14 protein-coding genes are annotated in these 14,792 nt (G+C 54.6%); 5 read left to right on the top strand and 9 right to left on the bottom strand.

Going from position 1 to position 14,792, the window contains the following annotated elements; genetic code table 11:
- Positions 1-3: 3 nt before the first annotated feature.
- The 7 genes from cdd to HZS79_RS08250 form a co-directional block, all read right to left on the bottom strand.
- Positions 4-411 (bottom strand): cytidine deaminase, encoded by a 408-nt coding sequence (gene cdd / locus HZS79_RS08280; protein ID WP_162219037.1) that lies wholly within the window; start codon positions 409-411, stop codon positions 4-6.
- A 22-nt stretch (positions 412-433) separates the two neighbouring features.
- Entirely contained in the window at positions 434-1,159 is a 726-nt protein-coding gene (deoD, locus tag HZS79_RS08275; RefSeq protein WP_009722381.1) for a purine-nucleoside phosphorylase, read from the bottom strand.
- Positions 1,160-1,213: 54 nt separating this feature from the next.
- Complete coding sequence (locus HZS79_RS08270) at positions 1,214-2,458, bottom strand: phosphopentomutase (protein ID WP_162219036.1); 1,245 nt, start codon at positions 2,456-2,458, stop codon at positions 1,214-1,216.
- Positions 2,458-3,810, bottom strand: a complete 1,353-nt coding sequence (gene deoA, locus HZS79_RS08265; protein WP_162219035.1) for a thymidine phosphorylase — start codon at positions 3,808-3,810, stop codon at positions 2,458-2,460. The genes HZS79_RS08270 and deoA overlap by 1 nt, the downstream gene beginning before the upstream one ends.
- A complete protein-coding gene (gene deoC, locus HZS79_RS08260; protein ID WP_179927572.1) occupies positions 3,811-4,629 on the bottom strand; it encodes a deoxyribose-phosphate aldolase in 819 nt (272 codons plus the stop codon).
- Between the two features lie 84 nt (positions 4,630-4,713).
- Positions 4,714-5,997 (bottom strand): NupC/NupG family nucleoside CNT transporter, encoded by a 1,284-nt coding sequence (locus HZS79_RS08255; protein ID WP_162219033.1) that lies wholly within the window; start codon positions 5,995-5,997, stop codon positions 4,714-4,716.
- 33 nt (positions 5,998-6,030) lie between these two features.
- Complete coding sequence (locus HZS79_RS08250; protein ID WP_162219032.1) at positions 6,031-6,876, bottom strand: outer membrane protein OmpK; 846 nt, start codon at positions 6,874-6,876, stop codon at positions 6,031-6,033.
- A 296-nt stretch (positions 6,877-7,172) separates the two neighbouring features.
- On the opposite strand from HZS79_RS08250, the gene HZS79_RS08245 reads away from it, so the two are divergent.
- Positions 7,173-7,940, top strand: coding sequence for a DeoR/GlpR family DNA-binding transcription regulator (locus tag HZS79_RS08245; protein ID WP_162219031.1), 768 nt, complete (start codon positions 7,173-7,175; stop codon positions 7,938-7,940).
- Between the two features lie 285 nt (positions 7,941-8,225).
- A complete protein-coding gene (gene cyoE, locus HZS79_RS08240) occupies positions 8,226-9,149 on the top strand; it encodes a heme o synthase (protein WP_162219030.1) in 924 nt (307 codons plus the stop codon).
- A gap of 119 nt (positions 9,150-9,268) precedes the next feature.
- On the opposite strand, the gene pta is transcribed toward cyoE, so the two are convergent.
- Positions 9,269-11,452, bottom strand: a complete 2,184-nt coding sequence (gene pta / locus HZS79_RS08235; RefSeq protein ID WP_179927571.1) for a phosphate acetyltransferase — start codon at positions 11,450-11,452, stop codon at positions 9,269-9,271.
- Positions 11,449-12,633 (bottom strand): acetate/propionate family kinase, encoded by a 1,185-nt coding sequence (locus tag HZS79_RS08230; protein ID WP_179927570.1) that lies wholly within the window; start codon positions 12,631-12,633, stop codon positions 11,449-11,451. The genes pta and HZS79_RS08230 overlap by 4 nt, the downstream gene beginning before the upstream one ends.
- Positions 12,634-12,789: 156 nt before the next feature.
- On the opposite strand from HZS79_RS08230, the gene HZS79_RS08225 reads away from it, so the two are divergent.
- From HZS79_RS08225 to HZS79_RS08215, 3 genes are all read left to right on the top strand, one after another.
- Entirely contained in the window at positions 12,790-13,710 is a 921-nt protein-coding gene (locus HZS79_RS08225; RefSeq protein ID WP_179927569.1) for an EamA family transporter, read from the top strand.
- A gap of 116 nt (positions 13,711-13,826) precedes the next feature.
- Positions 13,827-14,336 carry a porin family protein gene (locus HZS79_RS08220; protein WP_162219026.1) on the top strand — a complete coding sequence of 170 codons (510 nt, stop codon included), beginning with the start codon at positions 13,827-13,829 and terminating at the stop codon, positions 14,334-14,336.
- Between the two features lie 259 nt (positions 14,337-14,595).
- Positions 14,596-14,775 carry a CsbD family protein gene (locus tag HZS79_RS08215; RefSeq protein WP_162219025.1) on the top strand — a complete coding sequence of 60 codons (180 nt, stop codon included), beginning with the start codon at positions 14,596-14,598 and terminating at the stop codon, positions 14,773-14,775.
- The last annotated feature ends 17 nt before the right edge of the window (positions 14,776-14,792 follow it).

Below are 14,792 nucleotides of genomic sequence, written 5' to 3'. Positions count from 1 at the left end.
TACTTAGCGCGGTGGCAGTTGCTCGGGGCCGAAGGCATCGGGCAGTAGTGTTTCCATAGTGTAGGTTTTCAGCACGTCGCCCTGGTGGGAAAGCACCATGATTTGCGTTTCTGGGGTGGCGAATTCACGGATGCGCTGGCGGCAGTCGCCACAGGGTGTGCACAGGTGCTCGCCTGGCCCCATCACGTACACCTTGGCCAGCTCGCGCTGGCCAGCGGTGATCATGGCGGAAATCGCCGAGGCTTCCGCACACAGCCCTTTATAATGCGCCACTTCCACGTTACAACCAGCAAATTGCTGGCCATCTGGGCACTCCATCACCGCTGCTACCGGATGATTGGAGTAGGGCGCATAAGCGTTGCCCAAGGTGGTCAGCAGCGTGTCAACCAGTGCCTTATCAGCTTGGCTCATGGCGTTATCCTCATAATGGCTATTAGGCCTTAGCGGCGTCGTCGCGCAGCACTGTATCCAACGCAATCGTCATCATGTCGTTGAAGGTGGTCTGACGGTCGGCGCTGGAGAGCGAGTCGCCTTTCAGAATATGGTCGGACACCGTGCAGATCGTCAGCGCGCGGGCACCAAACTCTGCTGCAACGCCGTAAAGGCCTGCCGCTTCCATTTCCACACCCACGATGCCGTAGCGCTTGAGCAGTTCGGCCATGTCGGTCTGCGGGTTGTAGAACAGATCCGCTGAGAAGATATTGCCGACTTTTACCGGCACATTCTGTGCCTTGGCGGCAGCAACGGCGTGGCTTGTTAGCTCAAAGTCAGCGATGGCCGAGAAGTCATGGTCATTAAAGCGCATGCGGTTCACTTTGGAATCCGTGCAGGCTCCCATGCCGATGACTACGTCACGTACGTTAACGTCGTCGCGCACCGCGCCGCAGGAACCCACACGAATAATCGACTTAACGCCGTAGTCGGTAATCAGTTCTTTGGCATAAATAGACACTGACGGTATGCCCATGCCGTGGCCCATGACCGAAATTTCGCGGCCCTTGTAAGTGCCGGTATAGCCGAACATGCTGCGTACATCGTTCACCTGACGAACATTTTCCAGGTAGGTATCGGCGATGTACTTGGCGCGCAGCGGGTCGCCGGGCATCAAAACGGTATCCGCGAAATCGCCCATTTCAGCATTGATATGTGGTGTTGCCATAAAACGCTCCTATTGATCGTTTTTTAATCAGATTAATTCGCTCAACGTTACGGTTCAGGCAGCGTTGGGCAAAAAGCTCTTGCCGTCTTCCATCGCTTCAACGGCGAAGAAGGCGGCTAATGTCTGGCCGATATCGGCAAAGGTGTCGCGCTCGCCTAGCGGGCCGGGGGCAAACCCTGCGCCATGCACCATCACCGGCACATATTCGCGGGTGTGTTCGGTACCTTCCCAGCTGGGGTCGCAACCGTGGTCGGCGGTGAGCAGCAACAGGTCATCATCGTTGAGTGCGGCAAGCAGTTCCGGCAGGCGGGCATCGAAATGCTCAAGCGCGGCGGCGTAGCCCGGCACGTCGCGGCGGTGCCCGTAAACCGAGTCAAAATCAACAAAGTTGGTCATGATCATGGTGGTTCGGTCACTGGACTCTTTAGCGGTGCGTGCCACTTCGGCGAGCGTGGCTTCCATCAGGGCGTCGTGACCGCTGGCTTTGACCTTATGAGTAATGCCGCAATGCGCGTAAATATCCGCGATCTTGCCAATCGAGACCACTTCGCCGCCCGCATCTGCCAGTTTCTGCAGCACGGTGGGGCTGGGTGGCTCAACGCTGTAGTCGCGGCGGTTGCCGGTGCGGGCAAAGCTTGCGCTGTCATCGCCGTTAAACGGGCGGGCAATCACGCGGCCAATGTTGTAAGGCTCGAGAAGCTCGCGCACGGTTTCGCACAGCGTGTAGAGACGCTCTAGGCCAAAGTGCTCCTCGTGGGCGGCAATCTGAAACACGGAATCTGCCGAGGTATAAACAATCGGCTTACCGCTTTGGATGTGCTCTTCGCCCAGGCGGGCGATGATCTCGGTTCCGGACGCGTGGCAGTTACCAATCACGCCGGGCAGGCTGGCTTGTTGAACGATTTTTTCTAACAGCTCGGTGGGAAAGCTGTCGGTTTTATCAAGAAAGTAGCCCCAGTCAAAGCGCACCGGCACGCCAGCAATTTCCCAATGGCCGGAAGGGGTGTCCTTGCCGCTGGAAATCTCTTTGGCGTGGGCGTACGCGCCTTTCAATTGAGCTGGCAGGCTAACACCTTCGGCGACGTTTCCCGTCGCATCGCGGTGGGCGTGGAACAGACCTAGCGCCGCCATGTTGGGCAGTTTCAAGGGTCCTGAGCGCTCAGCAGTATCGGCGTCACCGCGGGCGCAGGCGGCTGCGATGTGGCCTAGGGTGTCAGCACCCTGGTCGCCGAATTTGTCAGCATCTGGGGCGCTACCAATCCCGAAAGAATCAAGGACTAATACAATCGCACGGCGCATTAGGCTTCTCCACGGAAGGTATCTTGAAGCAGTGTGTCCGCTGCGGCAGCCTCTTCGCTAAGGGTCATGGCAGCACGTAGCTGGGCAGCGGCACGGTTGGCCGCGTCTTCACTGCGGGCGTGCACGATGGCTAGCGGGCGCTGGCTATCGACGCGGTCGCCAATTTCGACAATATCGCTAAAACCGACGCTGTGATCGACGCTAGCGTCGTTGCGCAGGCGGCCACCGCCCAGTTCAACCACGCTCATACCGACGGCACGGGTGTCTATACGCTGTACAATACCACTCTGCTCGGGGTACACCGGCTGAATGACCGGTGCGGTGGCCAAGTAGCTATCCGAGCGTTCCATAAAGTCGGCGGGGCCGCCCAACTCGCGCACCATCCGGGCGAAGACTTCGGCTGCTGCACCCGATGTGAGCGCTTTTTCCAGCTTGGTCAAGGCTTCTTCACGAGAGCTTGCCAGTTTGCCAGCCATCAGCATTTCTACCGCGAGCTCACGGGTGACCTGCATAACGCGGCTGTCAGCACGTTCGCCGCGCAACAGGGCCAACGTTTCCACAATCTCAACGGCGTTACCGGCGCAGGGGGCCAGCGGCTGGCTCATATCGGTGAGCAGGGCCGTGGTCGGCGTGCCGGCCTGGGTTGCCACGTTGGCGATGCTTTTGGCAAGCTCGCGGGATTTTTCCGGTGTCGGCATGAAGGCGCCGCTGCCGACCTTAACGTCCATCACTAAGGCGTCTAAACCAGAGGCCAGCTTTTTACCCAGAATAGAGGCGGTAATCAGCGGAATGGATTCCACCGTGGCGGTCACATCACGCACACCGTAAATGCGTTTGTCGGCGGGGGCCAGGTTGCCGGTTTGGCCGATAATCGCCACGCCGGTGGATTTCACCACGTTGCTAAAGCGCTCCGGCGCTGGGTAGGGGTCGTAACCGGGGATCGATTCCAGCTTGTCCAGTGTGCCGCCGGTGTGGCCAAGGCCACGACCTGAGATCATCGGTACAAACGCGCCGCAAGCGGCGACCCAGGGGCCGAGTACCAACGACACTAGATCACCAACGCCGCCAGTGGAGTGTTTATCGACAATTGGGCCGGGCAGGTTGAGGGAGTCCCACTGCATGACATGTCCGGAGTCGCGGGTCGCCGTAGTCAGTGCGACCACTTCTTCACGACTCATGCCATTTAAAAACACCGCCATGGTGAAGGCACCAATCTGGGCATCGCTGATGCGATCATCGGCAATACCCTGCACGAAGGCTTTGATCTCTTCCGCTGGCAGCGGTTGACTATCGCGCTTCAGGCGAATCAGTTCCTGAGGCAAGAGAGCGTGATGAGAAGCGGTAGATGACATTTAGTAGCCTCCGTTAGTTGTTGAGAGCGGGGCGGTTTGTGGGGCGCCGCTTAGCGTATTCAATAAATTACCCAGCAGGCTAGAGGCACCGAACCGGAAGTGCTCAGGTGTTACCCACTGCGCACCCATAATGTTAGTGGCAAGTGCCAGGTAATCGGCGGCTTCTTCGGCGGTGCGCACGCCTCCGGCGGCTTTAAAGCCAACATCTTTGCCGCTGGCTTTAATCGCATTGAGCATAATCTCAGCGGCTTCCAGGGTGGCGTTTGTTTCGACCTTGCCCGTCGAGGTTTTAATAAAGTCGGCGCCGCCCTCAATGGCCAGTTCACTGGCACGCTTGATAAGCGCGGGCTCTTTGAGTTCGCCTGATTCAATGATGACTTTTAAGCGTGCTTGACCGGCGCAGGCGGCTTTACACATCTCGACCAGTTCAAGGCCGGTTGTTTCATCGCCCGCCATCAACGCACGGTAGGGAAATACCACATCGACTTCATGGGCACCGGAAGCGACGGCATCGCGGGTTTCACGGGCAGCGCCCATGATGTCGTTACCGCCATGGGGAAAGTTGGTGACGGTGGCAATTTTCACCTGGTCATTGAGTTTGTGAGCGGTAAGGGCTCGCTGTGCGGTGACAATAAACTGGGGAAACACGCATACCGCAGCAGGGTGACCAAAAGGCGTTTTGACCTGCTGGCACAGCGCTTCAATGGTGCTGTCAGTATCGCTGTCATTCAGGCTCGTCAAGTCCATGAGAGTGAGTGCTTGGCGGGCAGCTTGAATAACGTGGGCTTGAGTGTGCTGAGGAGAGGCTGTCGCAGTCATGGAATTCTCGCAATTGAATATAAAGACAAAACGGGCACTGCTAAAAAATGGCAGCGCCCGTTGCGTTGTGGCGTACTCGCTGCGTCAGGCTGTCATACTGCTCAACGCGATAAAGAAGCCAGCAATGGATGCCGACATCAGGTTAGAGAGTGTACCTGCCAGTACGGCTTTAACGCCAAAGCGGGCAATCTCTTTACGACGGGTAGGTGCAATGCTTCCTAGACCGCCCAATAGAATGGCAATCGACGAAAGGTTAGCAAAGCCGCACAGCGCAAAGGAAAGAATCGCCATGGTGTGAGGCGTCATCATTTGACCCGTTGAGGCGACAACCTGTTCCCCACTAATATATGGTGCAAGATTGAGGTAGGCGACAAACTCGTTAACCACCAGTTTTTGGCCGATAAACGAACCGGCGAATGCAGCTTCTTCCCAAGGGACACCGAGCAGGAAGGCCAGGGGGGCAAACAGCCAGCCTAGAATCAGCTCAAGGCTAAGTGATTCAAAGCCAAACCAGCCGCCAATGCCGCCTAAAATACCGTTCACAAGGGCGATAAGGGCAATAAAGGCGAGCAACATGGCACCCACATTAGCGGCAAGTTTCATGCCCGACGTCGCTCCCGCTGCGGCAGCATCCAGTACGTTGGCGGGCTTGTCATCTTGCTCTTTAAGCTCCTCCTCTACCTTAGAGACGCTGTCGCTCTCTCCTGCGTCCTGGGTCTCTGGCATGATTAGCTTAGCAAATAGCAGGCCACCGGGGGCTGCCATAAATGAGGCGGCAATCAAGTACTCCATGGGAATGCCCAGAGCAGCGTAGCCAGCCAGTATCGAACCAGCCACTGATGCTAGGCCACCGCACATCACTGCAAATAGCTGCGAAGGGGTCATGCGGGCGATAAACGGGCGAACCACCAGCGGTGCTTCAGTTTGGCCAACAAAGATATTTGCCGTGGCAGAAAGCGATTCGGTACGTGAGGTGCCAAGTGCTTTCTGTAGTGCGCCGCCTAAAATCCGAATGATCCACTGCATAATGCCAATGTAATAAAGCACCGCGATGAGTGATGAGAAAAAGATAATCACGGGCAATACTTTAATGGCGAACACAAAACCGACGTTATCGACATCGGCTAAGCCACCAAACAGAAAGCCGATGCCGTCATTTGCATAAACCAATACTTGGCTGACGCCGGACGAGATAGCTTGCAGCACTGCTTGGCCAAATGGCACGTATAGAACAAATGCACCAATACCTGCCTGAATGGCAAACGCGCCGAGCACGGTGCGCAGCCGAATCGATTTACGGTCGTAAGAGAAGATCAGTGCGATGGTTACCAGCGTAACCATGCCTACCAGGCTCATGATGAGGGTCATGTGGGTACCTTCCGAGCGTTTGAAGTGGAGTGATTACAGTAAGTTTAGCTTTACTGAGTAAATCATCGCATTTTGGTAAGCGTTCGGGGTACCCAGCTTATTCTCTGCATAGCGGTACTGCACGCCGGTAGTAATCAGGTCTGAAGGGTGCCACCACAGGCTCAGAGCGCCGTTGGTACCCACACTACCTGCTGTGCCATTAACAAAGTTCTGAGACAGGTAGTCACTGTCACGCCCAAAGGTCTGTTCATGCCAGTTTGTCACACTGAAGTTCTGGTCTACGGCCACAAAGTCATAACCTGCTACCCAGCCTGCCATGTAACCATTCATGCCTGTATAGCCATCACTTTGTACCCGTGCGGCACCAATAAACGGTTTGAACCATAGGCCATTGGCAAAGGTTGTGCGGTAGCCCAGACCGAGAATTTGATCCTGTTCACGGGCGTTAAAACCGTAGTCCCGGAAGTCGTAGACGTGGGCGTAAAGCGATAGTGGGCTGTCACCTAAATAAATATGCGAGGTGATTTTTCCGGCAGTTCGAAAGTTGTCTTTACCGCCACTCGATTCATCAAACTGATCGTTGGTTGGGTTCTCGAAATCGAAGAAGCCGTAGAACTCCCCCCAGCTATATCCTACACCGCCTTCGATTTCGACAAACGTGAAGTCGCTTTTTGCTGCGTTATTAGCTGTTCGCGCTTCAGTACCGCTAGACCAATCCAAGTAGTTCACCGACACGTTGGCAAACGACCAAAGGGGAGCCGTTGGTGAGGAAGGAGTATCGTTTGCTAATGCTGGCATTGCCAACGCAGAGCCTGCCAGTAAAGCGCCAGCGCCAAGCGTGACGAAAGCAGAAGAACGAGCGTGTGTTTGAGCAGTCATGTAAGCCTCAACAGGGTTGTTTCGGCGCCACCTACATGTGGCATACCGATGTTATGGGTCGTTTGGGCTGGCGTTGATGTTATAATTATAACATTGAGTGTTATTTTTTTAACGTGTATTTGCAAGCAAAGAAACACGAAAAGTCTTTAAATGTGGCTTACCTCTCAAATGGTCTAATAACGCTGTCTGGCAGTGGAAATAACGCTTACTCTGGCTCAGCATAGGTTTCAAAGACTTGCTAACCATTGATAACAAAATGAGTCCTGAACGTAGGGTGCCAACAGGAGAAATTTGCCATGAACGACCGAAGTGCTCAGCGTCTGGCAATGTTGCAAGAAGCACTTGCTAGCGGAGGAACATTGCATCTGCGCGATGCTGCTGAGCTGTGCGGCGTTTCTGAAATGACAATCCGCCGGGATGTCACTACGCAGCCCTCGGCGATTAGCTTGCTGGGTGGTCGGTTAGTCATGGCAAGCTACCCAGGCGTGACACCGGTGTACGACCTTACCGAGCAGCAGGCCAGTCACTATCAGATTAAGCACCGTCTCTGTCAGCGGGTTGCTAGCTTTATTGAAGAAGGCGATACGCTATTCATTGACTGTGGTTCAACACTGATTCCATTGCTTAGCCAGCTTAGCCATTTCCGCGAGCTCACCGTGGTGACGTATGCCCTTAACGTGGCTAACTCAGTGGCCGCGCTGCCTAATGTGCGGTTAGTGCTGCTAGGTGGGTTGTTTTACGCCTCATCGCAGTCTTTTGGCAGTGATGGCATGCGGGCTGCTATTGAGCGTTTAGGCATTAATAAAGCACTGATTTCTGCGGCGGGTGTGGATTGTGAGCGGGGGGTGAGCTGCTTTCATTTTCACGAGGTGGCGCCAAAACAAGCCGCCATTGCGACCGCCATGCAGCGTTTGTTAGTGGTCGATTCCAGTAAGTTTGGGCTAGTGCGCCCAGCCTATTTCGCTTCTTTAGCTGATTTCGATGTTGTCGTCACTGACGATGAACGCGCGCCTGATTTGCTAGACCGCTATCCGCTGGCATCGCTTAACGTGACGGTTGCTTAACACCTGCTATTTGCAGGTGACTGGGAATATTGTTGAATTTTCCGCGTGAAGCGTTAAATCATAAGTAGGCTCACTTCTGCTATCTTAAGTGCTAGCCGTGATGTCGTTTCATAAACGGCAGAGTAGGTGCCGCCGTTAGACGGTGGTCGTCATCGCCTTACAGCTGCGCTGCAGATACTGGTTCAGCTGATGACGCATACGTATAAGAACAAAAAAGCAGACAAAGGGCGGAGTCCCCTTTGTCTTAATACTGGCGATATCCGTCCTGGTGGTAGGGGGCTCGTTATGGATCATGCAGCATCCGCAACTCAACATGATGATCGATTAAGTGTGACGCCCAGCCGTTGGCGTGACCTTGTGGCGCTAACCAAGCCTGGGATCATTGGTGGCAACCTGATCGCAACGCTGGGGGGCTATTTTTTAGCCGCTCATGGAACGTTCGATTGGATGACATTTGCTGCTGTCATGGTAGGGATTGCGTTGGTTATTGCGTCAGGCTGTGCCTGCAATAACGTTATCGACCGCGATATTGATGCACTGATGGCACGTACGCGCCATCGTCCCTTGGTAAAAGGGCGCATCTCTATTACCCAGGCGCTGAGTGCTTCTGCGCTGCTCGGTGTGGCTGGCATAGTATGCCTAGCACTGGGCACCAACGGTTTAACCGTTGCTTTGGCGGTGACTGGGTGGGTCGTTTATGTGGGGTTATACAGCCTCTATATGAAACGCCATTCCGAGTACGGCACGTTGGTGGGGAGTCTCTCTGGGGCGATGCCGCCGGTAGTGGGTTACTGTGCCGTCACTGGTCAGTTCGATAGTGGTGCGTTGATGCTGCTGGTTATTTTCTGCTTATGGCAGATGCCGCACTCCTACGCGATTGCCATTTTTCGCTACGCGGATTACCGCCGTGCCTCGATTCCTGTGTTGCCGGTGGTGCATGGCATTAAACGAGCCAAACACCATATTCTTGGCTACATCATCGCGTTTATTCCGGCGTCGCTGGCACTGGTGCTGGCCAGCCAAGCGGGAGCGGGCTACCTGCTTGTTGCCTTGGCAATGGGGGGCTACTGGCTTTATTTAGCGCTATGCGGCTTTCGGTTGGGCGATGACGTACGCTGGGCCAAAAAGGTGTTTGGTGTGTCGATTTTGACCATTACCGCATTGAGCCTGGTAATGGTGCTGGAAGCCATGGTGCCGATGTGGGCGTGATATCCCACGACTGATTCCTGCTAGCGTCAACGAAAAGCCGCCCCTGGTATTTACTTGGTCGTATTTAATCGACCAGGGGGCGGCTTTTTGCGAATGGTTTATATGTTAAAGCTAATTGCTCACGCTTTCCGCTGGCTGGCTTGAATCGCAGTGAGGGCAATGGTGTAAACGATATCGTCTACCAATGCACCACGTGACAGGTCGTTAACCGGCTTGTTTAAGCCTTGCAGCATTGGGCCAACACTGACCACGCGGGCGCTACGTTGTACGGCTTTGTACGTCGTGTTGCCAGTGTTCAGGTCAGGGAACACAAACACAGTAGCGCGGCCAGCAACAGGGGAGTCGGGCGCTTTCTGTTTTCCCACGCTCTCAATGGCGGCGGCGTCATATTGCAGCGGGCCGTCGATAGCTAGGTGCGGTGCACGCTCCTTGGCGATGCGGGTAGCTTCACGCACTTTATCAACATCCGCACCGGTACCGGAATCGCCCGTCGAATAGCTGATCATCGCAACCCGCGGTTCAATGCCAAACGCTTCGGCGGAGCGGGCGCTTTGCAGGGCAATTTCGGCCAGGGTTTTAGCGTCTGGGTCGGGGTTAACTGCGCAATCGCCGTACACTACCACTTGTTCCGGCAGCAGCATAAAGAAGATAGACGACACCTGACTGTATTCTGGCGCGGTTTTGATCAGCTGAAACGCTGGGCGCACGGTATTTGCCGTGGTATGCACTGCACCTGATACGAGGCCATCGACTTCATCTAACTGCAGCATCATGGTGCCTAGTACGACGTTGTCCTGCAGTTGGGCTTCGGCTGTCAGTTCATTCAGCTTGCCGCGGCGACGCTCGACCATGGGGCCAATGTAATTAGCACGAGTGCTTTCAGGATCGATGATCGTGAGGGTGTCGGGGAGCGTCAGGCCGCGGTTACGAGCGACATTTTCGATATCGTCATGTTTACCGAGTAGCACGCAATCGGCAATGCCGCGCCGCTGGCAGATAATAGCTGCTTCAATGGTGCGTGGTTCGTCGCCTTCGGGTAGAACAATACGTTTCTTGGCTTGTTGGGCGACTTTAACCAATTGATGGCGAAACGCCGAAGGCGACAGACGACGTGTATAGCCACGGCTAAGGTTGGCTTTTAACCACTCTAAATCGATATGAGCGGCCACATAGCGCGCTACCTGTTCGGCACGCTCGAAGTCGTCCATAGGGATTTCACTGCTGAGCTGGCTGAGGTTTTGCGCGGTGGTTAAGCTGTCGGTTTCTACCGCTAATACGGGTAGACCGGTTTTCAGGGCAGGGCGACACATTTCAATCATGTTGTCGTTAGGTAGGAAGCCATTGGTCAGCAACACACCTGCCAACTGAGTGCCATTCATGGTCGCCAATGCCGACGCTAGTACGACATCGTCCCGGTCGCCAGACGCGACGACAAGGGTGCCTGGTTTGAAAATATGTAGCGCGTTGGCCGCACTGCGCGCGCATAAGCTGGTGGACAGCACGCGGCGACTCACCGCTTCGCCCTCGTTCAGCATCTTAGCGTTTAAGGCGCGCGCAACGTCGATGGTACGTGGCGCACTGAGCGTATGGCTATAAGGCACCACGCCAATGAGATGGAAGCTGTCTGTCGCTAAGGCAGGCGAGTAACCGCGCAGAGCCTTTAAAACTGACTCTTCCAGGCGAGGCTTGATTGTGCCTGGGGCGGCAGACAGGTCATCCTCTTGCCCGTAAGGCAGGTTCTTCATGCGCATTAAAATGCCGCCGAGCGTTCGGCTAGAACTCACGCCGCCAAAGCTTCTGGCATGCATATCCAGCTCTTCGGCAAGCCGTTGCGGTTCATGTAAGTCACCGGTGCCTACCAGAATAATACGTGCATTCAGAGCGTCGGCTAGCTGGGCATTGGTTTGGGTGGCGTAGGTGGTGTGCTGAGTGGGAACAACCCCTTCCACCACGACCAGATCCAGGGCACTGCTGTCTTGGGAAGCTTGTTGGCAGACTTGATCGTATAGCTCGACCACATTTTCCATCAGCTCATCGGTTTGTCCGTCGCGCAACAAGCGCTCGAGCCTCGCCTGGGAAATAGGTGACGGTGGACGTTGACTCAATGTCCGCGATACCAATGCAGTTGAGCGGTCAAGCCCTGGGCCATTGAGCTCGTTCTGCATAAACGGCTTTAAAAAGCCCGCTTTCAGGCCAATGGTGTCCAAGGCTTGGATTAAGCCCAGACAGGCTGATGTCAGACCAGCGCCTACACTCGTAGGCACCAGCAAGATAGCTTGGGGTTGTTCAGAGGCGCTCGTCATTCAGGGGACTCCACGCAGTGGCGGGTTTCCATGGCAATACGACCCTCTTCATCGGTGGGGATCACCCACACCTCTGGGCCGTTATGGTCAGTGCTGTTCAAGCGGCCTTCTTTACCGCGAGTAGTGCCTTCGTTGGCTGCCTTGTCTAGGCTGAAACCAAAGTGAGGTAGCAGGGCAATCACCTCGCGGCGCACAATCGGCGAGTTTTCACCGATACCGCCGGTAAAGACAACACCGTCAAGCTTAGGTAAGGCACAGGAGAGGGCCGCTAGCGACTTAGCTATCCGGTAGCAAAATACCTCTAACGCTAGTTTCGCGCCTGGGTGGCCATTAAGTGCTTGATCTTCAACTTCGCGCATGTCGTTGGTTAGACCAGAAAGGCCTAGTAAACCGCTTTGTTGATTGAGCACACTGTCGATCTCGTCCACCGACCAGCCCAATTGGCGATGGAGGTGTGCATGTAGCCCTGGATCAACGTCGCCGCTACGGGTGCCCATGACTAAGCCTTCAAGGGGCGTTAACCCCATACTGGTGTCCTGGCTTTGGTTATTCCATACCGCGCTGGTGGAACAGCCATTGCCCAGGTGAGCAGTTAACCAGCCGCCCGCGCCACGGTGGCTGAGTTCGCCCGCCCGTTGGCTGACATACGCGTGGCTTGTGCCATGGAAGCCGTAGCGGCGAATGCCGTGCTTGGTGTACAGCGCATCCGGCAAGGCATAGCGGTAGGCGCGAGGTGGCAGTGTCTGGTGAAAAGCGGTATCAAATACCGCCACCTGGGGGAGGTCAGGGAACACCTTTTGGGTCGCGGCAACACCCGCGAGGTTGGCGGGGTTATGCAGTGGCGCAAGTGTGGCTGTCGATTCAATGGCAGCGATGACGTTCTCATCAATCAATGCCGCCCGGGTAAAATGCTCACCGCCGTGAACAATACGGTGACCAACAGCGCCGGGCACTCGGCCTTCCAGCCGCTTAAGAATGGAATTCAGCGCTTCAGCGTGATCAGCATTAGGTAGCGCCTGGGTAAAGCTCTCTCCGGCACTGTTTTTGCCTTTTAAGCGAGCTTCGCTGCTGCCCAGGCGTTCAGCCAAGCCAGCAAGCCGAGGTGCCTCCGGGTCTGAGTCAATCAGCGCATATTTAATAGAAGACGAACCACAGTTAATAACAAGCACCGGCGAGTTCATAACCACCTTTCTAAAATAATCAGCATGAAAGTATTTAGACCTTAGTATAACATGCTGCGCTGCAGGATATCAGCGACAGCAAGCATTTTGTTAGCCTTCTACCTAAAATGTCGGCATCCTGGTTAATACTCTAGCTACTATGAGCTACGTTGCCCTATGCCTTCTATATCGCCACCATCGTTACTGCCTCGCCACCTAGCCATTTTGCTGATGATGTCGGTGGCTACCATGTTTGCAGCCAACCATGTTTCCGCGCGATTGGCGTTTGATAACGGCACTGGCCTGTTGTTAGCGGTGTTGATGCGCTCGGGTGTTGCCTGCTTGATTCTGGTAACGCTAGTGATCGTTCAGAAAAAGCGTTTATGGCTACCGCCCGGCACATGGCCATGGCAGCTGACAGTAGGACTTCTGATTGCCATTCAAAGCGTGAGCCTCTATTCAGCGGTTGCGAGGTTGCCGGTGGTTATCGCGTTATTGTTGGTGAATACCTTTCCCATTCAGCTGGCTCTGTTAAGTTGGGCGTTGGGTGGGCCGCGGCCTTCGCTGCGTAGTTGTCTGATTATGGGCACCATCTTAATCGGGCTGTTAGTGGTGCTCGATATACCAAGTTGGGTAGCGGATGCCGATGCCATGGGACCTGAGTGGCTAACCGGTATTGGGTTTGGGTTAAGCGCTGCCTTTGCGTTTGCTTGCGCGCTTTGGGTCACTGAGCATCGTTTGGCTGGGGTTGGCAGTACCTTACGCAGCTTGTTGACCATGCAGACTGTTTTTATTGCCATGATCGTAGGCGGGTTGCTAGGCGCGGTCCCTGGGGGAATGAGTTTGCCGGATAACAGTACCGGCTGGACAGGACTGGCGCTGTTGGCCTTGTTATATGGCAGCGCTTTTTCTCTGCTGTTTATTTTTGTGCCACGCCTGGATATGGCGCGTAATGCCCCAGTGATGAACTTCGAGCCAGTAGCCTCTTTGTTACTCGGTTATCTCGTGCTAGGTCAAATGCTTAGCCCTAGCCAACTGGTAGGGGGGGCTGTAGTGGTTTGCGGCATTATCGTGCTGAGTCTTTCGAAAGGTCGGTAAACAGGAGAAGAAAAAGGAAATTACATGCAAGTTGGGTCGACAGATTGCGTTTTCCTTAAGTATGAACCACAATTAAAAGCGTAAGGAAACACTGTTTTTTAACTGAGGTTTAACTTATGAAGATGACCGTATTATCACTCACTTCTGCAGCGCTTCTGGCTGGTGCGGGTGCTTTCGCGGCATCAGCCCAAGCGCAACAACCCTTTCAATACCCACAAGGATATGTGGGTGGCGATGCGATGTTTTGGAACTTGAACCCTGATCGTGGATCATCCCGAGACAGCGTTGGCTTGCGCCTTCGTGGTGGTGCGCAGTTCAACGACTTTTTCGCCCTTGAAGGGCATCTAGGTACCGGTGGTTCTGATGGCGGTGTTGAGCTGGATCATTTAGCCGGTGCCTATGCCAAAGGCATCATCCCCGTGGCGCCGGAATTACGTCTATACGGCCTTGCGGGCTTCACTGAAGTGGATTTTGATCGTGACCGTGAAACGGGGTTCTCCTACGGTGCGGGCGCAGAAATGGATATAACGCCTAACGTAGCAGTGGGCGCGGATTACATGCGTTACCTTGATAAATCTGCTTACAACTTCGACGCGGCCAGCGTTGGTCTACGCTATCGTTTCTAAAAGTAAGCAACCTCTTAAAAAATTAAGCCCCATCGCTACTCAAGCGGTGGGGCTTTTGTATGTGCTGGCCTCGGGCTGTTAAAAGCGACTTGCTATGGCACCACGGTGAACCTCATTACGAGGGAGCCACCACATCTTTTAAAAAGTAATTGAGGTAACTTTGCTCACAAAGACTATGCTGTCATAGGAGCCGCAATTCGAAGTGAATACTCACTTGGACAAAGGTGTTTTCCTTACTAACGGATTAGAGGTGTGCATCATGGAAAGTGGCAAAGATGATAAAGTGAAGGGCGTAGCCAACAAAGCCGCTGGCAAAGTTAAAGAAGTCGCTGGCAAAGTGACCGGCAGTAGCAAAACCGAAGCTAAAGGCAAGGCTCAGCAGGTTAAAGGTGAACTGCAGAAAGGCAAAGGTGACGTCAAGGATAAATTGACAAAATAACCGACTAGCTAGCCGAG

This window comes from Vreelandella zhaodongensis, from assembly GCF_013415115.1.
Taxonomy (GTDB): domain Bacteria; phylum Pseudomonadota; class Gammaproteobacteria; order Pseudomonadales; family Halomonadaceae; genus Vreelandella; species Vreelandella zhaodongensis.
Note: the sequence above shows the minus strand (reverse complement) of the source record. Positions and strands in the feature narration are given on the sequence as shown.

What these genes read in the sequence shown, in the direction of transcription:
- cdd (WP_162219037.1), bottom strand. Translation starts at nt 411, where the DNA reads ATGAGCCAAGCTGATAAGGCACTGGTTGACACGCTGCTGACCACCTTG.
- deoD (WP_009722381.1), bottom strand. Translation starts at nt 1,159, where the DNA reads ATGGCAACACCACATATCAATGCTGAAATGGGCGATTTCGCGGATACC.
- HZS79_RS08270 (WP_162219036.1), bottom strand. Translation starts at nt 2,458, where the DNA reads ATGCGCCGTGCGATTGTATTAGTCCTTGATTCTTTCGGGATTGGTAGC.
- deoA (WP_162219035.1), bottom strand. Translation starts at nt 3,810, where the DNA reads ATGTCATCTACCGCTTCTCATCACGCTCTCTTGCCTCAGGAACTGATT.
- deoC (WP_179927572.1), bottom strand. Translation starts at nt 4,629, where the DNA reads ATGACTGCGACAGCCTCTCCTCAGCACACTCAAGCCCACGTTATTCAA.
- HZS79_RS08255 (WP_162219033.1), bottom strand. Translation starts at nt 5,997, where the DNA reads ATGACCCTCATCATGAGCCTGGTAGGCATGGTTACGCTGGTAACCATC.
- HZS79_RS08250 (WP_162219032.1), bottom strand. Translation starts at nt 6,876, where the DNA reads ATGACTGCTCAAACACACGCTCGTTCTTCTGCTTTCGTCACGCTTGGC.
- HZS79_RS08245 (WP_162219031.1), top strand. Translation starts at nt 7,173, where the DNA reads ATGAACGACCGAAGTGCTCAGCGTCTGGCAATGTTGCAAGAAGCACTT.
- cyoE (WP_162219030.1), top strand. Translation starts at nt 8,226, where the DNA reads ATGGATCATGCAGCATCCGCAACTCAACATGATGATCGATTAAGTGTG.
- pta (WP_179927571.1), bottom strand. Translation starts at nt 11,452, where the DNA reads ATGACGAGCGCCTCTGAACAACCCCAAGCTATCTTGCTGGTGCCTACG.
- HZS79_RS08230 (WP_179927570.1), bottom strand. Translation starts at nt 12,633, where the DNA reads ATGAACTCGCCGGTGCTTGTTATTAACTGTGGTTCGTCTTCTATTAAA.
- HZS79_RS08225 (WP_179927569.1), top strand. Translation starts at nt 12,790, where the DNA reads ATGCCTTCTATATCGCCACCATCGTTACTGCCTCGCCACCTAGCCATT.
- HZS79_RS08220 (WP_162219026.1), top strand. Translation starts at nt 13,827, where the DNA reads ATGAAGATGACCGTATTATCACTCACTTCTGCAGCGCTTCTGGCTGGT.
- HZS79_RS08215 (WP_162219025.1), top strand. Translation starts at nt 14,596, where the DNA reads ATGGAAAGTGGCAAAGATGATAAAGTGAAGGGCGTAGCCAACAAAGCC.